Below are 21,974 nucleotides of genomic sequence, written 5' to 3'. Positions count from 1 at the left end.
GTCAACGCATGGACCATCCCGGGGCAGTTCTCTTCGACGCATACGGCACCTTGTTCGACGTGTACAGCGTCGGGCAGACGGCCGAGCGGCTGTTCGCCGGCCAGGGCCAGGCGCTGGCCGCGGGCTGGCGCGACAAGCAGATCGAATACACCCGCCTGGTAACCACAAGCGACGACGGCGCGCACTACCGGCCTTTTGGCGAACTCACGCGCGCCGCGCTGCGCTACACCTGCAAGCGGCTCGGCCTCGACCTGACGCAGACCGCCGAGCAGCAGCTGATGGACCAGTACCGCACGCTCACGGCTTTTCCCGAATGCCGCGAAGTGCTCCAGGCGCTCAAGAGCCGCGGCGTCGTCACCGGCATCCTCTCGAACGGCGACCCGGGCATGCTCGATGCCGCCGTTCGCAGCGCCGGCCTCGAAGGCCTGCTCGACCACGTGCTGAGCGTGGACGGTATCCGCAAGTACAAGACGCACCCCGAGGCCTACCGGCTCGGCGTCACGGCCACCGGCCTGCAGCCCGCGCAGATCGCCTTCGTGAGCTGCAACGGCTGGGACGCGCTCGGCGCCACCTGGTACGGATTTCGCACGCTCTGGGTCAACCGCTACCAGCTTCCTTTCGAAGAACTCGGCACTGAGCCCGAACGCACCGGCAGCAGCCTGCGCGACGTGCTCGGGTTCTTCTGACAGACACCGCCTTCCTTCTCATCCAGCATCCGCATTGCACCGTTCTCCAGGAGAAACAAACATGACCGCCCGCACCACCGCCCACCGACTTCAGGTTGCGACCGAACTCCACCGCTTCATCGAAGACAAGGTCCTGCCTGCCAGCGGCGTGTCGAGCGACGCTTTCTGGAAAGGCTTCGACGCCATCGTGCATGACCTCGCGCCGAAGAACGTCGCGCTGCTGGCCGAGCGCGATCGCCTGCAGACCGAGATCGACGCCTGGCACAAGAAGAACCCGGGCCCCATCAACGACATGCCGGCCTATCGCGCATTCCTCGAGAAGATCGGCTACCTGCTGCCGCAGCCCAAGGGCGCGAAGGCCACCACCGCCAACGTCGACTCCGAGCTCGCCTTGCAGGCGGGCCCGCAGCTGGTGGTGCCCATCCTGAATGCCCGCTACGCGCTCAACGCCGCCAACGCGCGCTGGGGCTCGCTGTACGACGCGCTCTATGGCACCGACGCCATTCCCGAGACCGATGGCGCCGAAAAGGGCAAGGACTACAACCCCGTGCGCGGCGCCAAGGTCATCGAGTTTGCGCGCAACGTGCTCGACCAGGCCGCCCCGCTCGAAAACGGTTCGCACAAGATGGCGACCGGCTACAGCGTGAAGGACGGCCAGCTGCACATCGCGCTGCAAAGCAGCGGCACCACGCTGCGCGATCCCTCCGCCTTCGTCGGCTACCAGGGCGATGCGGCATCGCCGTCGTCGGTGCTGCTGAAACACAACGGCATTCACCTTGACATCCGCATCGACCGCAGCACGCCCATCGGCAAGGGCGATGCGGCCGGCATCAGCGACGTAGTGCTCGAATCCGCGCTCTCGACCATTCTCGACCTCGAAGACTCCGTGGCCGTTGTCGACGCGGCCGACAAGGTCATCGCGTATGCGAACTGGCTCGGCATCGTGCAGGGCACGCTCACCGAAGAAGTCGCCAAGGGCGGCAAGACCTTCACGCGCGGCCTCAACCCCGACCGTGAATACACCGGCGCCAACGGCCAGCCCGTGAAGCTGCACGGCCGCTCGTTGATGTTCCTGCGCAATGTGGGCCACCTGATGACGAATCCGGCCGTGCTGTACGCGGACGGCAAGGAAATTCCTGAAGGCATCCTCGATGCCGTGGTGACCACCACCATCGCGATGATCGACCTGAAGCGCAAGGGCAACTCGCGCACCGGCAGCATCTACATCGTCAAGCCCAAGATGCACGGCCCGGCCGAAGTGGCCTTTGCCAGCGAGCTGTTCGGCCGCGTCGAGGAGCTGCTCGGCCTGCCTGCCAACACCGTGAAGCTCGGCATCATGGACGAGGAGCGCCGCACCAGCGTGAACCTCAAGGCCTGCATTGCCGAGGCGGCCGCGCGCGTGGCCTTCATCAACACCGGCTTCCTGGACCGCACCGGCGACGAGATGCACACCGCCATGCACGGCGGCCCGATGATCCGCAAGGGCGACATGAAGTCGAGCGCGTGGATCGGCGCCTATGAAAAGAACAACGTGCTGGTCGGCCTCTCGTGCGGCCTGCGCGGCAAGGCGCAGATCGGCAAGGGCATGTGGGCCATGCCCGACCTGATGGCCGCCATGCTCGAGCAGAAGATCGGCCACCCCAAGGCCGGCGCCAACACCGCCTGGGTGCCCTCGCCCACCGCCGCCACGCTGCATGCGCTGCACTACCACCAGGTGAGCGTCACGTCCGTGCAGCAAGAGCTCGAGAAGATCGATGCCGATGCGGAACGCGACAACATCCTGAACGCGCTGCTGCAGGTGCCGATCGCAGCGCAAGCCAATTGGACCGACGCGGAGAAGCAGCAGGAGATCGACAACAACGTGCAGGGCATCCTCGGCTACGTGGTGCGCTGGATCGACCAGGGCGTGGGCTGCTCCAAGGTGCCCGACATCCACAACGTGGGCCTGATGGAAGACCGCGCCACGCTGCGCATCTCGAGCCAGCACATCGCCAACTGGCTGCTGCACGGCGTGGTGACCAAGGCGCAGGTCGACGAGACCTTCCAGCGCATGGCCAAGGTGGTCGACGAGCAGAACGCGGGCGACCCGGTCTACCAGCCGATGGCCGGCCACTTCGACACCTCGGCCGCGTACAAGGCGGCGCAAGACCTGGTGTTCAAGGGCATCGAGCAGCCGAGCGGCTACACCGAGCCGCTGCTGCATGCATGGCGTTTGAAGGTCAAGGGCGAAGCCTGACCGGCACCCCGCCGCGCCGGTCTGTTTCAGCGGCCGCAATGCTCGTGGCACTGGCTTCGGCCTTTGCCCTGAGCCAGGCCTTCCGCACCGTCGGGGCCATGATGGCCACACCGCTCAGCGGCCAGTTCGGCCTGACGCCCCAGCAGCTCGGAACCTGGGCGGGCACGTTCCATTTCATGTTCGGCATCATGCAGCTCGCGATGGGCGTGTCGATCGACCTCTTCGGCGTGCGCCGCACGGTGCTGACCGCCTTTCCGCTGGCCGTTGCGGGTGCCGCGTTGTGCGCGGCGGCGCCGAGCTTCGGCGCGCTGCTGCTGGGGCAGGCGCTGATCGGCGTCGGCTGTGCACCCGCTTTCCTCGCATGCACCGTGTTCATCGCGCGGCATTTCGATGCCTCGCGCTTCACCGCGATGTCGGGGCTGGTGCTGAGCCTGGCCGGCCTGGGCATCCTCTTCACGGGCACGCCGCTGGCGCTGCTGATCGAAGCCGCCTCGTGGCGCGCCGGCTACGCGGTGCTGGCTGCTTTCGCCGTGCTCTCATGGCTTGTGATCTTCTGGCGCGTGCGTGAACCGGCGCGCGCAGCGGAGCGCGCAGAACCAGAGGCCCTTCCGGCCGAACGCCAGTCGTTGCGCAAAGCCGTTCGCGAACTGCTGCCGCTGTTCGCAATGCCGCATACGCTAGGGTTGCTGTGCTTCGCCTGCGTGTCGTATGCAGCTTTCATCACGCTGCGCGGCCTGTGGCTCGGGCCGGTGCTGCAGGAGCGCCACGGCCTGTCGCTCGTCGCGAGCGGCAACGTGGCACTGGTCATGACGATCACCGGCATGATCAGCCCCGCGCTGTTCGGCCGCATGGACCCGGGCGCCGCCCGGCGCGCGCGCTGGATGATGGCCTGCGCCGCCACCGGCGCGCTGATGTTCGGCGCGATGGCGCTCACGCATTCGCGCGCGGTGGACATCGGCCTGCCGATCGTCTATGGCCTTCTCTCCGGCTATGGCGTGCTGCAGTACGCGTATGCCAGGAGCGCCTACCCGGCGGCCATGACGGGACGCGCCATGGCGCTGCTCAACATGGCGATGTTCCTCGGCGTCTCGCTCATGCAATGGACGACCGGCGTGGCCGCATCGTGGGCCGTGGCGAATGGCATTGAGACTTACCGCGCGGTGTTCCTCACAATCGCCGGCATGCTGGCGGCGGGAACCCTCGCGTTCCGGTTGATGCCGCGCTCGTCGGATGCGGGTTCGCTACCGACCGTCAACAGCCGCTAGATGTCGCCGAGCCGCGCGCGCACTTCGCGGCGGCCGAGCTGACGCTTGGCCACGGCGTAGACGAAGTCCTGCGAATACGTCACCAGGCGGCGCGACATCCCCGCCATGACGTGGCACGCACCTGAGCGAGTCACGAGACAGCCGCGCATCACGTCGAAGCGCTTCTCCTGCTTCGCACCGTCGCCCTGGGCCTGGGGAAAGGGCGCCAGCCGCACTTCGAACCAACAGCCATCGACCCGGTGCCATTCGGTGAACGCATCGATCACCAGGCGATCGACCACGGCCTCCTTGCGCTTTGCAGCCTCCTGCTGCCGACCTTTGCGCCGCAGCCGGTTGGGCAGCAGGATGCCAGTTACCGGATGCACGAACAGTTCGACATGCGCGGCATCGCGCAAGGGCACGCGCTTGCCGCCACGCCTCCACCAGGATTCGCTGACCCACACTTCGCCGTCCCGCAGCACGGCCTCGCGTTCAACGAAATCGTCGATGTGCAGGAAGATGTGCGCCTGCACCGTGCTGCGGCGATCGATGCCGCTGCACAGGTCCGCGTACACCTTGTCCCACGGCCGGTGCACCTGCTTGTGCAGCCAGCGCTTCAGCGGCGCAAGGTTCTCGTTGAAGCCCTTGGGATGGGCATAGCCCTGCGTCATGCCCAGGTGCGAACCACGTTCCCTGCTGTTGCGCCACTTGCGCCCATCGCCCTGCACACCGCCGCCGCGGCGCGGCCGCTCGACGATGACCTTGTCCATGTCTTCACGCATCGCCGCCCCTCCCCTGCAGGCTGCGCGCAGTCTTCTGCAATGCCACTTTCTGCGCCCGCCGCTCCGCGCGGTGCGTTCGCAGATGGCGGCCGGCGCCCTGGCTGGATTCGCGGCGCGCCATCGCGGCCACCACTGGATTGCGCGGTGCCGCATTGGGCACCGAAAAGTAAAACCGGCCCAGGCGCTTCTGATCGTCGCGGGCCTTTCGTTGAGCACTCATGTGCGCACACTCCAAAAACAAAAAAGCCCCGGCGAATGGCTGCGCGCGGCCTTTGTCGATGGGCCTCGGGCGGATGCATGGATGCACATCCGGCCGGGGCGGTCGGTGTGCGGGTCAGGTGTTCAGGAAACGGTTCATTGAATGGAGTTGCCGCCCGGGAGGTTGATCGTCGCCGGGCGCGAATGGAAAAACTGTTGCTGAAAAACGAAGGGCGGATTCTGGCGAGCACGGGCGCGATGCGCAAGCGACGCGTGAATCGCTGTGGCGCAAAGCCGACGCGGCTTCGAGGGCGAATCCAATCGCGCGTCCGCGCCGTATTGCCCTGGAGCGCGTCGCGCTTCCGAGCTGTCGGCGGTTGCCGCAGAGGCCTTTCAGGAATATTTTTACCAGGAGCCTTTCAATGAAAAAACTCGTGATTGCCATCGGCGTTTCGGTTGTGCTCGGCGCTTGCGCGGGCGGCATGGGCATGAGCGGCAGTAGCGCCACGGCGTCTAACCCCATGGTGGGCGGCGCCGCGATGCTTCCAACAAAGGACATCGTCGACAACGCCGTGAATTCGAAGGACCACACCACGCTGGTGGCCGCGGTGAAGGCGGCGGACCTCGTGGGCACGCTCAAGAGCCCCGGCCCGTTCACGGTCTTCGCGCCGACGAACGCGGCCTTCTCGGCACTGCCGGCTGGCACGGTCGACATCCTGCTCAAGCCCGAGAACAAACCGACGCTTTCCAAGGTGCTGACCTACCACGTGGTGCCCGGCAAGATGGACGGCGCCGCGCTCATGAGCGCCATCAAGGCGGGCGGCGGCAAGGCCACGCTGAAGACGGCGAGCGGCGGCACGCTCATTGCCACGATGAGCGGCGGCAACGTGATGGTGAGCGATGCCAAGGGCGGCATGGCCACGGTGACCATCGCCAACGTCTACCAGTCGAACGGCGTGATCCACGTGGTCGACAAGGTGCTGCTGCCGGGCTGATCCCCTCTCCCCTCGTCTCGCGGCGGTCTCGTCAGCTTCGCTGGGCCGCCTCGGCTTCGTCGCGCAGCCACTGCGCGAATTCCTGCGCGTCGCGGTTGCCCGCGGCGCGCCTGGAGGTTTCGATGAAGTAGCCGCGATGCGAGGCCACGCCTTCGCCGAGCGGCGCCACCAGCCGGCCCGCCTGCACCAGATCGCGCAGCAGCGGCAGCCGGCCGATCACCACGCCCTGCCCCGCCACCGCGGCGGCCACCGCATCGGTGTACAGGGTGAAGCGCAGCGTGCTCTTCATGCGCAGGTGGTCGAGGCCCATCACGCGGAGCCAGGGCTCCCAATCGACGGTGGGGGCCTCACCATGGTCGGCGTATTCCACGGTCAACAAGGTGAGCTTCGAAAAATCGGAAGGCTCGCGCAGCGAGGCGGCGAGTTGCGGCGAACACAGCGGGATCACCGACTCCTCGAACAGCGCCGGGCCGATGCCGCGGCCGATCGGCACGAAGCGCACCGCCAGGTCGATGCGGCTGCTCTCCAGGTCGAGCACGTCGAGCGTGGCCGAGACGCGCACGTCGACTTGCGGGTGGTTGACGGTGAAGCGCGCCAGCCTCGGAATGAGCCAGAACGACGCGAAGCCCGGCGTGCTGGTGATCGCCACCTGCCGCGGCGCGGAGTTCGCGCGCACCCGCGCCGTGGCATCGCGCAGGCGCTCCAGGCTGTCGGTCACGGCCCGCTGCATGACGCCGCCGGCCTCGGTGAGCGCCAGCGCGCGGTGGCGCCGCTCGAACAGCAGCACACCCAGGCTGGCCTCGAGTTGCTGGATCTGCCGGCTCACGGCCGACTGGGTGAGGTGCAGTTCGCCGGCCGCCAGCGTGAAGCTCAGCCGGCGCGCCGCAGCCTCGAAACTGCGCAGCAGTTCGAGCGGGGGAAGTTCGCCAGCTGTGGCTCTCGCATTCTCTGGATGCATGCAACGAGTTCCGAATGACCGCGTGTAAGTGAGAGATCAACTCACTATATTCATTCGTATCACGAATGCAATGGAGCTTGCCATGAGCACCCACCCGAATCCTTCTTCGCGTTTCCACGTCAGCCTGCCGACCCGTTCCATCTTCGCCGTGCCTGATGGCGCGGGCGTGGGCATCGAATGCCGCAGCGGCTCGGTCTGGGTCACGCTCGACCGCGATCCGCGCGACATCGTGCTCGCGCCGGGCGAGCGTTTCGAGGGCACCGAGCACCGGCGCATGCTGGTCTCCGCGCTGGAGGCTTCGTGCATCACCGTGTCGGATGCGCAGCCGGCGGCCATGCCGCTGCCTGCTGCTGCACGCCGCGCGTCGCCTTGGCGACTGCGGCCTCTCGGGTTGTCCCCGGCTTGACCTACAGGTCCTCGGCATCGAACCTCGATGCCATGGACTCTCCAAGCACCGAATGCCGCCGTTCCGACGGGCGGCTTTTTTGCGTCGGGCGTCCGTCTCCCGCTGTTTTCTTTTCGAGAAGGACATGACCATGGCAGAGGCATACATCGTGGCCGCGGCGCGCACGGCCGGCGGCCGGCGCGGCGGCAAGCTCGCGGGCTGGCATCCGGCCGACCTGGCGGCGCAGGTGATCGACGCATTGGTGGCGAAGAGCGGCATCGACCCGGCGGCGGTCGAGGACGTGATCCTCGGCTGCGTGAGCCAGGTGGGCGAGCAGGCCACCAACATCGCGCGCAATGCGGTGCTGGCATCGACGCTGCCCGAATCGGTGCCGGGCACTTCGGTCGATCGGCAATGCGGCTCGTCGCAGCAGGCGCTGCACTTCGCGGCGCAGGCGGTGATGTCGGGCAGCATGGACGCGGTGATTGCGGGCGGCGTCGAAAGCATGACGCGCGTGCCGATGTTCACGCCCAACGCGCTGCCGGCCAAGGCGGGCCTGGGCACCTACATGAGCCCGGCCATGAAGAAGCGTTACCCGGGCGTGGAGTTCAGCCAGTTCGCGGGCGCCGAGATGATCGCCAAGAACTACGGCATCGAGAAAGAAGCGCTCGACCGCTATGCGCTCGAAAGCCACCGCCGCGCGATCGCTGCGACCCGCGAGGGCGCCTTCGACGACGAGATCGTGCCGATCGAAATTCTCTCGGCCGACGGCAGGGGCACCGGCGAAAGGCACGCGGTGGACGAAGGTATCCGCTTCGACGCCACGCTCGAAGGCATCTCGGGCGTCAAGCTGATTGCCGAGGGCGGACGCTGCACCGCGGCCACCGCGAGCCAGATCTGCGACGGCGCGAGCGGCGTGCTGGTGGTGAACGAACGCGGCCTCAAGGCGCTGGGCGTGAAGCCGCTCGCGCGCATCCACCACATGAGCGTGCTGGGGCACGACCCGGTGATCATGCTGGAGGCACCGCTGCCCGCCACGCTGCATGCGCTGAAAAAGGCCGGCATGCGCATCCAGGACATCGACCTCTATGAAGTGAACGAAGCCTTTGCGCCCATTCCGATTGCGTGGCTGGAAGCGCTGGAGGCCGACCCGGCGCGGCTCAACGTGAACGGCGGCGCCATTGCGCTCGGCCATCCGCTGGGCGCCTCGGGCACCAAGCTCATGACCACGCTCGTCCACGCACTGGGCCGGCGCGGCAAGCGCTACGGCCTGCAGACGATGTGCGAAGGCGGCGGCATGGCCAACGTCACCATCGTGGAAAGGCTCTGATGGACACGCAGCCTTATGTGCTCTATGAGCTCGCCGACGGCGTCGCCACGCTCACGCTGAACCTGCCGGCCAAGCTGAATCCGATTGCACGCGAACTGCAGATCGAACTGCGCGACACACTGGAGCGCATTCGCGATGACCGTGCGGTGCGCGCCGTGATCCTGACCGGTGCCGGCAAGGCTTTTTGCGTGGGCGCCGATCTCAGCGCCATGACACCCGGCGAGGAAGGCAAGTCCCTCGGCGACCAGACGGCTGAATGGATGCAGTCGCTCAGCAACCCGCTGATCGAAACCCTGCGCACGCTGCCTGTGCCGGTGGTGGCTGCGGTCAACGGCGCCGCAGCCGGCGCGGGGGTAGGCCTGGCGCTGGCGGCCGACGTGACGATTGCCGCGCGCAGCGCCTACTTCTACCTGTCCTTTTTGCCCAAGCTCGGCATCGTTCCGGACCTTGGCTGCACTTGGGCCATTCCGCGCCGCGCGGGCAAGGCGCGCGCGATGGGCATGGCGCTGCTCGACGAGCGCCTGAGCGCCGCGCGTGCAGTGCAGTGGGGCCTGATCTGGGCCTGCGCCGACGACGAACAACTGCTGGAGGAAGCACGCGCCATCGCACAGCGGCTCGCACGCTTGCCGGCGCATGCGGTTGTCGAAGCGCGCGAAGCCTTCGAGGCCTCCGAACGGCACACGCTCAAGGAACAGCTGCATTACGAAAGCGAACGACAGCGCGAGCTGATCGACCGTCCCACCTTCCGCGAGGGCGTGAGCGCCTTTTTGCAAAAGCGCCCTCCAACGTTTCCGGGGCGCTGAGGCCATGATCGAACGCACGCTCTTCAGCGCCGACCACGAGGCCTTTCGCGACAGCTTCCGCCGCTTCATGGACAAGGAGATCGCGCCCTTCCACGAGGCATGGGAAGAACAGGGCTACGTGGATCGCGCCGTATGGTCCAAGGCGGGCGAGAACGGCTTTCTGTGTATGGCGCTCCCCGAAGAATATGGCGGCGCGGGCGCCGACCTGCTGTATTCGGTGATCCAGTTCGAGGAGCTTTGGGCGCGCGGCTTCACAGGTATCGGCTTCGGGCTGCATAGCGAGATCGTGGCGCCGTACATCCTGCGCTATGGCACCGAGGAACAGAAGCAGCGCCATCTGCCCAGGCTCGCGAGCGGCGAGATGGTCGGCGCCATCGCAATGAGCGAGCCCGGCGCGGGCAGCGATCTGCAGGCGGTGAAGACCAGCGCGCTGAAGCAGGCCGACGGGAGCTACCTGCTCAACGGCAGCAAGACCTTCATCACCAACGGCTGGCATGCCGACCTGGTGATCGTGGTGGCCAAGACCGACCCGGCCGCCGGCGCGAAAGGCACCAGCCTGTTCCTGGTCGAGCGCGGCACGCCGGGCTTCGAAAAGGGCAAGCGCCTCAAAAAGCTGGGGCTGAAGGCGCAGGACACCTCCGAGCTGTTCTTCAACGACGTGCATCTGCCCGCCGATGCGCTGCTCGGCGATGCCGCGCAGCTGAACCGCGGCTTCGTCTGCCTGATGGAGCAGCTGCCGTGGGAGCGGCTGCAGATCGCGATCAGCGCAGTGGCCGCATCGCAGGCCGCCATCGACCAGACCGTGGCCTATGTGAAGGATCGCAAGGTGTTCGGCCAGCCGGTGGGCAACTACCAGAACACCCGCTATACGCTGGCCGAGTTGCAGACCGAAGTGCAGGTGGCGCAGGTGTTCGTCGACAAGTGCATCGAGCTGCTGCTGGCCGAAAAGCTCGATACCGCCACTGCCAGCATGGCCAAGTACTGGACCACCGACCTGCAGTGCAAGGTGATGGACGAATGCGTGCAGCTGCACGGCGGCTACGGCTTCATGTGGGAGTACCCCATCACGCGCGCGTATGCCGACGCGCGGGTGCAGCGCATCTATGGCGGCACCAACGAGATCATGAAGGAAGTGATCACGCGCTCGATGGGCCTCGGCGGCCGCTGAAACCGGGGGGCACTGGCGCCCGGCGAAGGGCTGCGGGAGAATGGCCGCATGCCCATCCTCAACGCCTTCTACGCCCAGTCGGGCGGCGTCACCTCGGTCATCAATGCGTCGGCCTGCGGCGTGATCGAGACGGCACGAAAACACCCGGACCGTATCGGCCAGCTCTACGCCGGGCGCAACGGCATCATCGGCGCGCTCACCGAAGATCTCATCGACACCGGCGCCGAACCAGCCGAAGCCATTGCGGCGCTGCGCACCACGCCCGCGGGCGCGTTCGGCTCGTGCCGCTACAAGCTCAAGTCGCTCGAAAAGAACCGGCGCGAATATGAGCGGCTCATCGAGGTGTTCAAGGCGCACGACATCGGCTACTTCTTCTACAACGGCGGCGGCGATTCGGCCGACACCTGCTTCAAGGTGAGCCAGCTGTCGCAGTCGCTCGGCTATCCGCTGCAGGCCATCCACGTGCCCAAGACCATCGACAACGACCTGCCGCTGACCGACTGCTGCCCCGGCTTCGGCTCGGTGGCCAAATACGTGGCGGTGTCGACGCTTGAAGCCTCGTTCGACGTGCGCTCGATGGCTGCAACGTCCACCAAGGTGTTCGTGCTCGAGGTGATGGGGCGGCATGCGGGCTGGATTGCCGCGGCGGGCGGGCTGGCGGCGGACCACGGCATTCCGGTGGTGGTGCTGCTCCCCGAAATCGAGTTCGACAAGGCGCGCTTTATCTCGCGCGTGGATGAGCTGGTGAAGCAGCACGGCTACTGCTCGGTGGTGGTGTCCGAAGGCTGCCACTACCCCGACGGCACCTTCCTGGCCGAGCAGGGCACGCGCGACGCGTTCGGCCATGCGCAGCTCGGCGGCGCCGCGCCGGTGGTAGCGCAGATGGTCAAGGACGCGCTGGGCCACAAGTTCCACTGGGCCGTGGCCGACTACCTGCAGCGCGCGGCGCGGCACATTGCCTCGGCGACCGACGTGAAGCAGGCCTACGAGCTGGGCCAGCGCGCGGTAGAGCTCGCGCTGGAAGGCCGCAACGCCGTGATGCCGACCATCGAGCGCACCTCCGACGCGCCCTATGCCTATCGCATCGGCAGCGCGCCGCTCGACGCGGTCGCCAACGTCGAGAAGCCGATGCCGCGCGACTTCATCTCGGACGACGGCTGGGGCATCACCGACAAGTGCAGGCGCTACCTGCTGCCGCTGATCGAGGGCGAGGACTACCCCGCCTACAAAAACGGGTTGCCGGTGTACGCCACCTTGCGCAATGTCGCGGTGGCAAAGAAGCTGCCGGCTTTCGAGCTCGCCTGATGAGTACTGCATCCGCTCCGGACACGATCGACGCCACGCGCTGTCCGCTGTGCGGCGAGGAGAACCGCTGCGCCATGGAAGTGGCGCGCGAAACCGGCGAGGCGCAACCGCCCTGCTGGTGCATGGCGACGGACTTTCGCAATGCGCCGCTCGCGTCGCTGCCGGAGGCATCGCGCGGCAAGGCCTGCATCTGCAACCGCTGCGCCGTGGGCACGCCTGCCGCACCCGTGCCTCAGGACTGAGGGGCGCTCTGCTGCTGGCATTGGGCCTGTGACTGCGTCGGCGCGGGAGCGGGCACCGCGGCTGGCGCGGACTTGGGGGGCTCTGGCTGCGGCGGCAGCGGCACATCGGGTGCGGCGGCCGCCGATGCCGTGGTGTCTCGCTGCTGCGTGACCACGCAATGGATGAACTGGAGCTTGCCCACGGCCGCGCGCGGCAGCACGAAGGGGTAATAGTCGGGCTGCCCCATGCTGCGCGAGAGTTCGTTGAGCACGTTGGTGAGCAGCACCCAGCCGTTGAGAAAATCCAGGAACTTGGTCGCACCCGGGTGCTCCGGCCGCCACAGGTCTTCGGTGGTGAACAGGTCGCTCGCAAGTTCGACGTTGGTGGCGTCCACGCCAAAGCTCATGGCCGTGTCGGTGGTGTCGGCCATGTGCAGGTAGTGGGCCCAGGTTTCGGCCCAGTCTTCCCACGGATGCATGCTCGCGTAGCTGCTCACGAAACGGTCGGGCCAATCGAGTGGAGGGCCTTGTTCGTAGTGCCTCTGCAGCGCGGCGGTGTAGTCGGCGCTCTCGTCGCCGAACAGCGCGCGAAATTCGTCGAGCCAGGGCGTGGGCTGCACCAGCAGGTCCCAGTAGTAGTGGCCGATCTCGTGGCGGAAATGGCCGAGCAGCGTGCGGTAGGGCTCGCGCATCTCGGCCCGGATGCGTTCGCGCACGGCATCCTCGGCCTCCTCGGCGTTGAGGGTGATCACGCCGTGCTCATGCCCCGTCATGACGTGCGGGGCGCCCGGCATGTTGCCGAGAAAGTCGAAAGCCAGGCCGTTCTCCGGATCGGCACGGCGGCTGACCACCGGCAGCCCGAGCGCCAGCAGCTGGGAGATGAGCCTGCGCTTGGCATGCTCGAGCTTGCGCCAGAGTTCGCCGTTCCTTTCCACCGAGAGATCGGGAATGGTTCGGGTGACGCTGCAGGAGAGGCAGTAGCCGGGCACCAGGCCCTCGGTGTTGAACGATGAGTCGTCGCCTTCGCGCGGCGCCGGCACCATCCAGTTGCAGCTGGCGGCAGTCAGGAGGTTGGCACAGCGGCGGTACCGTTTGCCGTCCGGGTTGCCGAACACGGTGAAGATGTCGGGCTCGGCGCCTTGGCTCTCGCTTGCGCCTGCGCCTTCTTCGTCTGGCTTCGCTTCGCCTTCACCCTGGGCTTCGGCTTCGTCCTCGCTCTGGACCGGCGCCAGCGGCACCACGCCAAGGCGGTCGATCACATACCCGAGCGGCGTGCGGCAAGCCAGGCACTGGCTGTTGCGCAGGAACACCGGGCGGCCGCACTGGCAGCGGTAGGCTCGGCTGACGGTCGGCGCCGCGAGCTCGGACGCGAGATTGGGCGCCACGACCGGATCGGAGGCGCCGGCTGGAGCGCCGGATTGAATGTTCATGTCGTTGTTCCGAGGGGCAAGGCGTGACAGCGCATGCATTGTGAGGCGGCCGGGCGCATGCCTCGCCGCGCAAAGACCGATATGCTTGTAGGACGACGGACCCGCATCCCGGCCGGGCCGCCGCCTCATGACCCCCACTCCCCCGCCCGAAGCCGCACCGCCGGCACTGCCCACCCTTGGAACGATGCGCGAGCGCTACGGCCCGCGCTACCGCTGGTACCTGCTGCTCTCGGTGATGGTGGGGGTGATGGCGTCGATCATGTCCTCGACCATCGTCAACGTGGCAATCCCGGACATGAGTCACCACTTTTCGCTCGGCCAGGAGCGGGCGCAATGGGTGAGCTCGGGCTTCATGGTGGCCATGACCGTCTCGATGCTGACCACGCCCTGGCTGCTGTCGCGCTACGGCTACCGGCGCACCTATGCGGGCACCATGATGCTGCTGCTCGCGGGCGGCATTGCGGGCGGCGTGGCCAACGACTTCTCGCTGGTGCTGCTGGCGCGCGTGGCCGAAGGGCTGGCGGCAGGCGTGGTGCAGCCTATTCCGGCCATCATCATCCTGCGCGCCTTCGAGCCCCATGAGCAGGGGCGCGCCAGCGGCATCTTCGGCATGGGCGTGGTGCTGGCGCCGGCCATCGGCCCGAGCATCGGCGGTGTGCTGGTCGACCTGTTCGGCTGGCGCTCGATCTTCTTCATGGTGGTGCCGTTCTGCCTGGCCTCGCTCTGGCTGGCCTACAAGTTCCTGCCCACCACGGCGCCCGGCGGCGTGGCCGCCACGCGCGGCAACGGGCTCGACTGGCGCGGCCTGGCGCTGGGCACCGTGGGCACCCTTTGCTTGCTGAACGGCCTGGTCGAGCTGCGCGGCGACTCGCCGTTCCAGGCCGGCCTGCTGCTGGGGGGCGCGGTGCTGGCTTTTGCCGGCTTCGTCTGGTGGCAGCGCCGTCTGGCGGCCGACGGCGGCGAACCGCTGATGAACCTTGGGCTCTTCCAGTACCGACAGTTCGCCATGGGCAGCGTGGTCGCCTTCATCTACGGCACGGCGCTGTTCGGCTCGACCTACCTGCTGCCGGTGTACATGCAGGTCGGGCTGCAGCTGTCGGCCTCCCACGTGGGCACCATCTTGCTGCCGGCGGGCATCGTGCTGGCCGTGACCATCGCCGGCGTGGGCCGGCTGGCCGACCGGCAGCCGACGTGGATGCTGGTGAGCATCGGCCTGGTGCTGCTGGCCGCTTCCTTCGCGCTCATGATGGTGCTCAGGCTCGACAGCCCTCTGTGGCTGCTGGTGGCGTTTGCCATCATCGGCCGCATCGGGCTGGGCTTCATCCTGCCTTCGCTGAACCTCGGCTCGATGCGGCCGCTGGCCCAGACCTTGATTCCGCAGGGTGCCAGCGCGATCAACTTCCTGCGCATGCTGGGCGGCGCGGCGGGCGTGAGCCTGTGTGCCATCGTGCTCGAATGGCGCCTGGCGGCGCATGGCGATTCGCTGGCCAATGCCGCGAGCAGCCCCGCGCGGCTGGCGGCCTTCGACGAGGTGTTCCTGATGCTGGCAGCGCTCTGCGCACTGGCCGTTTGCGCAGCCTGGCAACTGCGTCGGCCCGAACGTCAAGGGTAATTACCAAGTAATACCTAAGCATCCATCGTTTCTAATTGTTAGATATTGTTAGCTAATGATGGAATGGGGCTGCTCATGCAACGCAGAAGTTTTGTCGCCTCCACGGCGGTTTTCGCCGCTGGCCTGGCTCGTCTGTCATCCGCGCAGGCCGCCGAAGCGGGCGTGAGCGACAGCGAGATCCTGCTCGGTAGCTCGGCCGTCCTGAGCGGCCCGCTCGGCTCGCAGATCAAGGTGGTGCACAACGGTGCGTCGCTGGCTTTCGATGCCATTAACGAACAAGGCGGCGTGGGCGGACGCAAGATCAAGCTGATCGCGCTGGACGATGAACTGAAGCCCGAGAAAGCGCTGGAGAACTACGGCAAGCTGCTGAACGACCACAAGGTGTTCGCTTTCTTCGGCTGCGTGGGCTCGGGTACCACGGCCGCCGCATCCAAGCTGCTGCAGCAAAGCGGCGCGCCCAGCGTCGGCGGCTACGGCGTGGGTGACAGCGCACGCGCCAGCGTGAACGGTTCGGCGTACTTCGTGCGGGCCAGCAATGCGCGTGAGGCGCAAGCGCTGGTCGAGCACCTCGTCACCATCGGCGTGACCAAGATCGCGATTGCCCACCTGGACAATCCTGGCGGCATCGAGGCGGTGAAGCTGATCGAGGCAGCCATGGCCACCCACAAGCTCGCGCCCACGGCCACGGTGTCGGTCAAGGGCGATGGCTCGACCTCCGCTGCCGGAGGCAAGGCCCTGGCGGAAGGCCGTCCGCAGGCCGTGCTGATGTACCTGGCCGGCACGGTGGCCGGCGAGGTGATCAAGGCCACCTACGAGGCCGGCAGCAAGCCAATGTTCTATGGCATGTCGGTCGTGCCAGGCGAGGTCACGGCCAAGGTGGTGCAACTGCAGGCCAGCGGGCTGGCCATCTCGCAGGTCATGCCCTATCCCTGGGGTGAAGTCGAAATGGTGACGCGCGACTACCGCCGCCTGGCGGAGCGCGCGCAGGTGCCGGTGGGTTACGGCAGCTTCGAGGGCTACCTGAACGGCCTGGTGATGATCGAGGCGCTCAAGCGCACCGGGCGCGACCTGACGCGCGCGCGCCTGCACGCAACGCTGCGCGCACTCAAGCTGCGCCTGGCCGGCATGGACATCGACTTTTCGACCGGCGCCACCACCGGTTCGCGCTTCATCGAAATGGTGCGCGTCACGCCCGAAGGCCGTTTCGTGCGCTGAACGGGCGGGCGGTTTCGCCGGGCGGCTGGCGCACGCGCTTTAATAGCGCCATGTGCCAACTGCTTGGAATGAACTGCAACACGCCCACGGACGTGACCTTCAGCTTTACGGGCTTCGCCCAGCGCGGAGGTCGCACCGACCACCATGCCGACGGCTGGGGCATCGCGTTCTTCGAGGACCGCGGGCTGCGCCACTTCGTCGATCACATGCCCGCGAGCGAGTCGCCGGTGGCCGAGCTGATCCGGCGCTACCCGATCCAGAGCCGCAACGTCATTGCGCACATCCGCAAGGCGACGCAGGGCGCCATCAACCTGCAGAACTGCCACCCCTTCGTGCGCGAGCTGTGGGGCCGCTACTGGGTGTTTGCCCACAACGGCGACCTGAAGGACTTCAGGCCGCGCCTGCACGGCAACTTCCACCCCGTCGGCAACACCGACAGCGAGCACGCCTTCTGCTGGCTGATGCAGGAACTGGCCAAGTCGCACGCGGGCGTGCCAAGCATCGAGGAGCTCACGCTCACGCTGCGCGAACTGGCACCGCAGCTTGCGGGCCACGGCACCTTCAACTTCATGCTGTCGAACGGCCAGGCGCTCTGGGCCCACGCTTCGACCCACCTCTGGTACGTGGAGCGCCGCCATCCGTTCGTGACGGCGCAGCTGTCGGACGAAGACCTGGAGATCGACTTTGCCCGGCACACCACGCCGAACGACCGCGTGGCGGTGGTGGTGACCGCACCGCTCACCACCAACGAGCACTGGACCGCTTTCGCGCCCGGCGAACTGCACGTGTTCGTGGACGGGCAGCTGGCGCCGTTCTGAACCGCGCCCCGGCCGGCCTCAGCCGCCGGCCAGCTGCGCCTCGAGCGCATCGATGAACATCGCCGGCACGTCGAAGCCGGTCTGCTCGGTGATTTCCTGGAAGCAGGTCGGACTGGTCACGTTGATCTCGGTCACGGAGTCGCCGATCACGTCGAGCCCGATCAGGAGCAGGCCGCGCGGCGCGAGGACCCGGCCCACGGTTTCCGCGATCTCGCGGTTGCGAGGCGTGAGCGGCTGCGCCACGCCCTTGCCGCCCGCGGCAAGGTTGCCCCGCACTTCGGAGCCCTGCGGAATGCGCGCCAGCACGAATGGCGCCGGTACGCCCGCGATGATCAGGATGCGCTTGTCGCCCTGCACGATGTCCGGCACGAAGCGCTGCACCATGATGGTTTCGGCGCCGTTCTTGTTGAGCGTCTCCACGATGGAGCCGAGGTTCAGCCCGTCCTGCCGGACGCGGAAGATGCCCATGCCGCCCATGCCGTCGAGGGGCTTCAGGATGATGTCGCCATGCTCCGCATGGAAGTCGCGCACGGCCTGGGCGCTGCGCGTGACCAGCGTGGGCGTGGTGAACTGCGGAAACTCCATGATCGCGAGCTTCTCGGGATGGTCGCGCAGCGAGCGCGGCTTGTTGACCACGCGCGCGCCTTCGCGCTCGGCCTGTTCGAGCAGGTGGGTGGCGTAGATGTACTCGGCGTCGAAGGGCGGGTCCTTGCGCATCAGCACCGCGTCGAAGTCCTTCAGCGCCTTCGATTCGCGGATGTCCTCACGGTACCAGGCCTTGCTGTCGCCGGTGAGCGTGATCTGCTGCACGTTGGCCGTCACCGCGCCGCCCGACACCCACTGCAGGTCTTCCGGCAGGCAGGCCGCGATGCGGTGCCCGCGGCGTTGCGCCTCGCGCATCATCGAGAACGTGGTGTCCTTGTAGATCTTGAAGTGGTCGAGCGGATCGGCGACGAAGAGAATGTTTTTCATCTGGGAGTCTTTCCGGCGCCAGGTGCGGCCGCCATGTTGATGTCTGGCGCGATGTTGCCGGAAGCGGCGATGCCCTTGCCGGCGGAGGCCTTTGTGCGCCATCGGGCGATTGTGCCGGGGCCGCCGGGACCGCAACGCCGAAGAGATTTCGGCGCAAGATTTGCTTTGGCACCCTCATGCTTTCCGCCATGCACCTGCCGTGGCTCCAAATGGATAACCCATGACCACCCTTGCTTCGCTCGATGCACTGCCCGTCCCTTCCACGCCGGCCGAGGTGGTCGACGAATTCCTTCGCCTGGTGATGATCCCGGACCCGCAATCGGCCGCGCGCTTCACCGCGCCCGGCATCCGCATCCGCTTCACCGGCAACCGCGAAATGCATGCACCGGGCGACACCTCGGCCTTCAATGCGAAGCGCTACGCCTGGGTCAAGAAGAAGATTGAACGCACTGAAGTGGTCGCAGGCGGCACGCCCGACGAAACGGTGGTCTACAGCCTCGGCACGCTGTACGGCGCCTGGCCCGACGGCACGGCGTTCGAGGGCAATCGCTATGTCGACCGCTACGTGGTGAGCCACGGGCTCATCGTGCAGATGGACGTGTGGAACGACAGCGCCGAATGGCTGCTGGTGCGCGCCGGACTCGCGGTGCTGTGAGGCACGGCACATGACGGCACGCTGGCCCGACCTGCTGCCCGCGCACGGCCGCTTCGACTACAGCCCCATCACGCGGCGGCCCGACTACGCGTGGCCCAACGGCGCACGCCTGGCCGTGTACCTGGGTTTCAACATCGAGCATTTCGCGTTCGGCGACGGGCTGGGCGCCCGCATCGGTCCGGCCTCGCCGGAACCCGACGTGCTGAACCACGCCTGGCGCGAATACGGCAACCGCGTCGGCGCGTGGCGCTGCCTCGAACTGTTCGATGCGCTGGCGCTGCCGACGGGCGCGCTTATCAACACCGCGCTGTACGACCATTGTCCGGAACTGGTGCAGGCCTTCGTCGCACGCGGCGACGAACTGATCGGCCACGGCCACAGCAACGCGGAACGCCAGGGCGCATGGGACGAAACGCAAGAACGCGCGCTGCTGCTGCGTTGCCGCGAGCGCATGCGGACCGAGAGCGGCCGGGCGCCCTCCGGATGGCTGTCGCCGTGGATATCGGAAAGCCCGCTCACGCCCGACCTGCTGGCCGAGACTGGCTACGGCTACACCCTCAATTGGTGCCACGACGACCAGCCGGTGCGCATGCGCACGCGGGTCGGCGGCTCGATATGGTCGGTGCCGTATCCCCAGGAGCTCAACGACATTCCGATGATCGTGGGCCGCCTGATGGATGCGAAGGACTTCAGCGCGATGGTCGTCGACAACTTCGACGAGATGCTGGAGCAATCACGCGCCCAGCCGCTGGTGATGGGGCTCGCGCTGCATCCCTACATCGTGGGCCAGCCTTACCGGCTGCGCCATCTGCGCACGGCGCTCGCGCACATTGCGCGTGCCCGCGATCGCGGCGAGATCTGGATCACCACGCCGGGCGCGATTGCATCGCACATGCAGCAGTTGGCGGCGGAACGGCCCTCGGACTTCGCATGACGAATGCGGCGCGCCCGAACACGGTGGCCGCGCAACTCCTCAGATTTCGATCTTCGACCCGAGTTCGACCACGGCGTTGTTGGGCAGCCCGAGGAAGGCCGCCGCGCCGCTCGCGTTGTGGTGCATCTGCGCGAACAGCTTCTCGCGCCACGGCGCCATGCCGCTGCCCAGCGTGGGAATGACGACGTCGCGCGAGAGAAAGTAGCTCGTCGTCATCGGCTCCAGCTGACAGCCGCGCATGCGCGCGTTGTCCAGCGCACGCGGCAGGTCGATGTCGTTCTTGAAGCCGTAGTGCACGATGACCTGCCAGCAATGGTGGCCGAGGGAGTCGATCTCGATGCGCTTGTTCATCGGGATCCAGGGCACTTCGTGGTTGCGCACCGTGACGAACAGGTTCTGCTCGTGCAGCACCTTGTTGTGCTTCAGGTTGTGCAGCAGCGCGTTGGGCACCACGCCGGGTTCGGCGGTGAGAAACACCGCGGTGCCGTCCACCCGCGCGGGCGGATTCTCGAACACCGAATCGAGGAAGGCCTGCAGCTCGATGGCATCGGCGCGCTGCACCTCGCCCATCAGGCGGCGGCCCTCCTTCCAGGTGATCATGAGCGTGAACACGAAGCCGCCGATCACCAGCGGGAACCAGCCGCCTTCGAACAGCTTGAGCAGGTTGGACGCGAAGAACAGGAAGTCGACCACGAAGAAGACGGCCGTGGACGCGATGCACAGCGCCAGCGGCAGCTTCCACGCGTAGCGGATCACGAAGAAGGTCAGCACCGTGGTGATGAGCATGTCGGTGGTGACCGCGATGCCGTATGCCGCGGCCAGGCTGCTCGACGAACGGAACATGACGACCGCCAGCACGATGGCGACGAACAGCCCCCAGTTGACCAGCGGAATGTAGATCTGTCCCGCCGTGCGCACGCTGGTGTGCTCGATGTTCAGGCGCGGCAGGTAGCCCAGCTGAATGACCTGGCGCGTGACGCTGAAGGCGCCGGTGATCAGCGCCTGGGAGGCGATGACCGTGGCCGCCGTGGCCAGCAACACCAGCGGGATGAGCGCCCATTCAGGCGCCATCATGAAGAAGGGGTTCTTCACGGCTTCGGGGTTCTCGAGCAGCAGCGCGCCCTGGCCGAAGTAATTGAGCGTGAGCGCCGGCATCACGACCGTGAACCACGCCACGCGGATCGGCCGCTTGCCGAAGTGTCCCAGGTCGGCGTAGAGCGCCTCGGCCCCGGTCACGCACAGCACCGTGGCCCCCAGCAGGATGAAGGCCGTGCCCGGGTTGTCCCACATGAACTTCAGCGCGAACCAGGGATTCAGCGACTTGAGGATCTCAGGATGGTGGACGATCTGCGACACGCCGAGCACCGCGATGACGAGGAACCACACCAGCGTGATCGGGCCGAAGAACTTGCCGATGCCCGCCGTGCCTCGCTTTTGCACCACGAAGAGGCAGAACAGCACCACCAGCGTGACCGGCAGCACATAGTGCTTGAAGTGGGGCGACACCACTTCGAGACCTTCGACGGCGGAAAGCACCGAAATGGCCGGCGTGATGACGCCGTCGCCATAGAAGAGCGAGGTGCCGAAGATGCCCACCAGCAACAGCACGTTACGCAGCCTGGGCTTGTCGGCCACCGCGCGCGAGGCCAGCGCCAGCATGGCGACCAGGCCGCCTTCGCCTTCGTTGTCGGCACGCAGAACCAGCACCACGTACTTGATCGACACGATGACGGTGAGCGTCCAGAAGAACATCGAAAGGATGCCGTAGACGTTTTCGACAGTGAAAGGCAGGTGGCCGTGGCCGAACACTTCCTTGACTGCATACAACACGCTGGTGCCGATGTCGCCATAGACGACACCGATGGTGCCGATGATCAAGGCGGCGGCGGAAGAAGATTTGGGAGGTGACACGAAGTCGATGGGAAAAAGGGCAGGCTGCAAGCGCGTAACCGGAAGTCACACGCACCGAGACGCAGCAGCGATGGAATCAATTTCCAGTCGCCGCGCACATCCCTTCCGCCCTTTTG

The 21,974-nt window shown here is 66.9% G+C and carries 21 protein-coding genes; 15 read left to right on the top strand and 6 right to left on the bottom strand.

The window, feature by feature from the left end:
- Positions 1-8: 8 nt before the first annotated feature.
- From ASC78_RS11410 to ASC78_RS11400, 3 genes are all read left to right on the top strand, one after another.
- The gene (locus tag ASC78_RS11410) at positions 9-686 is read left to right on the top strand and encodes a haloacid dehalogenase type II (RefSeq protein WP_055800867.1); all 678 of its coding nucleotides are present in this window, start codon (positions 9-11) and stop codon (positions 684-686) included.
- Positions 687-747: 61 nt separating this feature from the next.
- A complete protein-coding gene (locus ASC78_RS11405; protein ID WP_055800864.1) occupies positions 748-2,922 on the top strand; it encodes a malate synthase G in 2,175 nt (724 codons plus the stop codon).
- On the top strand, positions 2,892-4,187 hold the full coding sequence (locus ASC78_RS11400; RefSeq protein ID WP_055800861.1) for an MFS transporter: 1,296 nt from the start codon (positions 2,892-2,894) through the stop codon (positions 4,185-4,187). Before ASC78_RS11405 ends, ASC78_RS11400 begins: the two co-directional genes overlap by 31 nt.
- Here ASC78_RS11400 and ASC78_RS11395 read toward each other — a convergent pair.
- Both ASC78_RS11395 and ASC78_RS11390 read right to left on the bottom strand, forming a co-directional pair.
- Positions 4,184-4,948 (bottom strand): hypothetical protein, encoded by a 765-nt coding sequence (locus tag ASC78_RS11395; RefSeq protein ID WP_055800858.1) that lies wholly within the window; start codon positions 4,946-4,948, stop codon positions 4,184-4,186. The two genes, ASC78_RS11400 and ASC78_RS11395, sit on opposite strands and share 4 nt — an antisense overlap.
- Entirely contained in the window at positions 4,941-5,168 is a 228-nt protein-coding gene (locus tag ASC78_RS11390; protein WP_055800855.1) for a hypothetical protein, read from the bottom strand. Before ASC78_RS11390 ends, ASC78_RS11395 begins: the two co-directional genes overlap by 8 nt.
- Positions 5,169-5,568: 400 nt before the next feature.
- Here ASC78_RS11390 and ASC78_RS11385 point away from each other — a divergent pair, with 400 nt between their 5' ends.
- Positions 5,569-6,141: a fasciclin domain-containing protein gene (locus ASC78_RS11385; RefSeq protein ID WP_157634429.1), complete on the top strand. Its 573-nt coding sequence runs from the start codon at positions 5,569-5,571 to the stop codon at positions 6,139-6,141.
- A gap of 31 nt (positions 6,142-6,172) precedes the next feature.
- Here ASC78_RS11385 and ASC78_RS11380 read toward each other — a convergent pair whose 3' ends face one another.
- The gene (locus ASC78_RS11380) at positions 6,173-7,099 is read right to left on the bottom strand and encodes a LysR substrate-binding domain-containing protein (RefSeq protein ID WP_055800852.1); all 927 of its coding nucleotides are present in this window, start codon (positions 7,097-7,099) and stop codon (positions 6,173-6,175) included.
- 82 nt (positions 7,100-7,181) lie between these two features.
- On the opposite strand from ASC78_RS11380, the gene ASC78_RS11375 reads away from it, so the two are divergent.
- The 6 genes from ASC78_RS11375 to ASC78_RS11350 all read left to right on the top strand — a co-directional run bounded on the left by ASC78_RS11375 (position 7,182) and on the right by ASC78_RS11350 (position 12,332).
- Positions 7,182-7,505: a DUF2917 domain-containing protein gene (locus ASC78_RS11375; protein WP_055802086.1), complete on the top strand. Its 324-nt coding sequence runs from the start codon at positions 7,182-7,184 to the stop codon at positions 7,503-7,505.
- Positions 7,506-7,635: 130 nt separating this feature from the next.
- A complete protein-coding gene (locus tag ASC78_RS11370) occupies positions 7,636-8,814 on the top strand; it encodes an acetyl-CoA C-acetyltransferase (RefSeq protein ID WP_055802083.1) in 1,179 nt (392 codons plus the stop codon).
- Entirely contained in the window at positions 8,814-9,617 is an 804-nt protein-coding gene (locus tag ASC78_RS11365) for an enoyl-CoA hydratase-related protein (RefSeq protein WP_055800849.1), read from the top strand. Before ASC78_RS11370 ends, ASC78_RS11365 begins: the two co-directional genes overlap by 1 nt.
- 4 nt (positions 9,618-9,621) lie before the next feature.
- Positions 9,622-10,785, top strand: a complete 1,164-nt coding sequence (locus ASC78_RS11360; protein WP_055800846.1) for an acyl-CoA dehydrogenase family protein — start codon at positions 9,622-9,624, stop codon at positions 10,783-10,785.
- 48 nt (positions 10,786-10,833) lie between these two features.
- Positions 10,834-12,090 (top strand): 6-phosphofructokinase, encoded by a 1,257-nt coding sequence (locus ASC78_RS11355; protein ID WP_055800843.1) that lies wholly within the window; start codon positions 10,834-10,836, stop codon positions 12,088-12,090.
- Positions 12,090-12,332 carry a cysteine-rich CWC family protein gene (locus tag ASC78_RS11350; protein ID WP_055800840.1) on the top strand — a complete coding sequence of 81 codons (243 nt, stop codon included), beginning with the start codon at positions 12,090-12,092 and terminating at the stop codon, positions 12,330-12,332. The genes ASC78_RS11355 and ASC78_RS11350 overlap by 1 nt, the downstream gene beginning before the upstream one ends.
- On the opposite strand, the gene ASC78_RS11345 is transcribed toward ASC78_RS11350, so the two are convergent.
- Entirely contained in the window at positions 12,323-13,741 is a 1,419-nt protein-coding gene (locus ASC78_RS11345; protein ID WP_055802079.1) for a zinc-binding metallopeptidase family protein, read from the bottom strand. The two genes, ASC78_RS11350 and ASC78_RS11345, sit on opposite strands and share 10 nt — an antisense overlap.
- 127 nt (positions 13,742-13,868) lie before the next feature.
- On the opposite strand from ASC78_RS11345, the gene ASC78_RS11340 reads away from it, so the two are divergent.
- The 3 genes from ASC78_RS11340 (at position 13,869) to ASC78_RS11330 (ending at position 17,386) form a co-directional block, all read left to right on the top strand.
- Positions 13,869-15,353, top strand: a complete 1,485-nt coding sequence (locus ASC78_RS11340; RefSeq protein ID WP_055800838.1) for a DHA2 family efflux MFS transporter permease subunit — start codon at positions 13,869-13,871, stop codon at positions 15,351-15,353.
- Positions 15,354-15,428: 75 nt separating this feature from the next.
- Positions 15,429-16,568 carry an ABC transporter substrate-binding protein gene (locus tag ASC78_RS11335; RefSeq protein ID WP_055802075.1) on the top strand — a complete coding sequence of 380 codons (1,140 nt, stop codon included), beginning with the start codon at positions 15,429-15,431 and terminating at the stop codon, positions 16,566-16,568.
- 50 nt (positions 16,569-16,618) lie between these two features.
- A complete protein-coding gene (locus ASC78_RS11330) occupies positions 16,619-17,386 on the top strand; it encodes a class II glutamine amidotransferase (protein WP_055800833.1) in 768 nt (255 codons plus the stop codon).
- Positions 17,387-17,404: 18 nt separating this feature from the next.
- Here ASC78_RS11330 and gshB read toward each other — a convergent pair whose 3' ends face one another.
- Positions 17,405-18,358: a glutathione synthase gene (gene gshB, locus ASC78_RS11325; RefSeq protein WP_055800830.1), complete on the bottom strand. Its 954-nt coding sequence runs from the start codon at positions 18,356-18,358 to the stop codon at positions 17,405-17,407.
- A 220-nt stretch (positions 18,359-18,578) separates the two neighbouring features.
- Between gshB and ASC78_RS11320 the strand changes: the two genes are divergently transcribed.
- Positions 18,579-19,013: a hypothetical protein gene (locus ASC78_RS11320; protein WP_055800827.1), complete on the top strand. Its 435-nt coding sequence runs from the start codon at positions 18,579-18,581 to the stop codon at positions 19,011-19,013.
- 10 nt (positions 19,014-19,023) lie between these two features.
- Positions 19,024-19,947 carry a polysaccharide deacetylase family protein gene (locus tag ASC78_RS11315; RefSeq protein ID WP_055800824.1) on the top strand — a complete coding sequence of 308 codons (924 nt, stop codon included), beginning with the start codon at positions 19,024-19,026 and terminating at the stop codon, positions 19,945-19,947.
- Between the two features lie 39 nt (positions 19,948-19,986).
- Here ASC78_RS11315 and ASC78_RS11310 read toward each other — a convergent pair whose 3' ends face one another.
- Positions 19,987-21,858: a potassium transporter Kup gene (locus tag ASC78_RS11310; RefSeq protein ID WP_055802072.1), complete on the bottom strand. Its 1,872-nt coding sequence runs from the start codon at positions 21,856-21,858 to the stop codon at positions 19,987-19,989.
- Positions 21,859-21,974: the final 116 nt, after the last annotated feature.

Origin of the sequence: Variovorax sp. Root318D1 (genome assembly GCF_001424835.1) — a bacterium.
GTDB lineage: Bacteria > Pseudomonadota > Gammaproteobacteria > Burkholderiales > Burkholderiaceae_C > Variovorax.
This window is presented reverse-complemented; position numbering and strand designations above follow the sequence as displayed.

Coding starts and splice junctions, on each gene's coding strand:
- ASC78_RS11390 (WP_055800855.1), bottom strand. CDS start 5,168: ATGAGTGCTCAACGAAAGGCCCGCGACGATCAGAAGCGCCTGGGCCGG.
- ASC78_RS11320 (WP_055800827.1), top strand. CDS start 18,579: ATGACCACCCTTGCTTCGCTCGATGCACTGCCCGTCCCTTCCACGCCG.
- ASC78_RS11385 (WP_157634429.1), top strand. CDS start 5,569: ATGAAAAAACTCGTGATTGCCATCGGCGTTTCGGTTGTGCTCGGCGCT.
- ASC78_RS11380 (WP_055800852.1), bottom strand. CDS start 7,099: ATGCATCCAGAGAATGCGAGAGCCACAGCTGGCGAACTTCCCCCGCTC.
- ASC78_RS11405 (WP_055800864.1), top strand. CDS start 748: ATGACCGCCCGCACCACCGCCCACCGACTTCAGGTTGCGACCGAACTC.
- ASC78_RS11370 (WP_055802083.1), top strand. CDS start 7,636: ATGGCAGAGGCATACATCGTGGCCGCGGCGCGCACGGCCGGCGGCCGG.
- ASC78_RS11330 (WP_055800833.1), top strand. CDS start 16,619: ATGTGCCAACTGCTTGGAATGAACTGCAACACGCCCACGGACGTGACC.
- ASC78_RS11350 (WP_055800840.1), top strand. CDS start 12,090: ATGAGTACTGCATCCGCTCCGGACACGATCGACGCCACGCGCTGTCCG.
- ASC78_RS11410 (WP_055800867.1), top strand. CDS start 9: ATGGACCATCCCGGGGCAGTTCTCTTCGACGCATACGGCACCTTGTTC.
- ASC78_RS11400 (WP_055800861.1), top strand. CDS start 2,892: ATGGCGTTTGAAGGTCAAGGGCGAAGCCTGACCGGCACCCCGCCGCGC.
- ASC78_RS11345 (WP_055802079.1), bottom strand. CDS start 13,741: ATGAACATTCAATCCGGCGCTCCAGCCGGCGCCTCCGATCCGGTCGTG.
- ASC78_RS11335 (WP_055802075.1), top strand. CDS start 15,429: ATGCAACGCAGAAGTTTTGTCGCCTCCACGGCGGTTTTCGCCGCTGGC.
- ASC78_RS11315 (WP_055800824.1), top strand. CDS start 19,024: ATGACGGCACGCTGGCCCGACCTGCTGCCCGCGCACGGCCGCTTCGAC.
- gshB (WP_055800830.1), bottom strand. CDS start 18,358: ATGAAAAACATTCTCTTCGTCGCCGATCCGCTCGACCACTTCAAGATC.
- ASC78_RS11375 (WP_055802086.1), top strand. CDS start 7,182: ATGAGCACCCACCCGAATCCTTCTTCGCGTTTCCACGTCAGCCTGCCG.
- ASC78_RS11340 (WP_055800838.1), top strand. CDS start 13,869: ATGACCCCCACTCCCCCGCCCGAAGCCGCACCGCCGGCACTGCCCACC.
- ASC78_RS11360 (WP_055800846.1), top strand. CDS start 9,622: ATGATCGAACGCACGCTCTTCAGCGCCGACCACGAGGCCTTTCGCGAC.
- ASC78_RS11355 (WP_055800843.1), top strand. CDS start 10,834: ATGCCCATCCTCAACGCCTTCTACGCCCAGTCGGGCGGCGTCACCTCG.
- ASC78_RS11395 (WP_055800858.1), bottom strand. CDS start 4,948: ATGCGTGAAGACATGGACAAGGTCATCGTCGAGCGGCCGCGCCGCGGC.
- ASC78_RS11365 (WP_055800849.1), top strand. CDS start 8,814: ATGGACACGCAGCCTTATGTGCTCTATGAGCTCGCCGACGGCGTCGCC.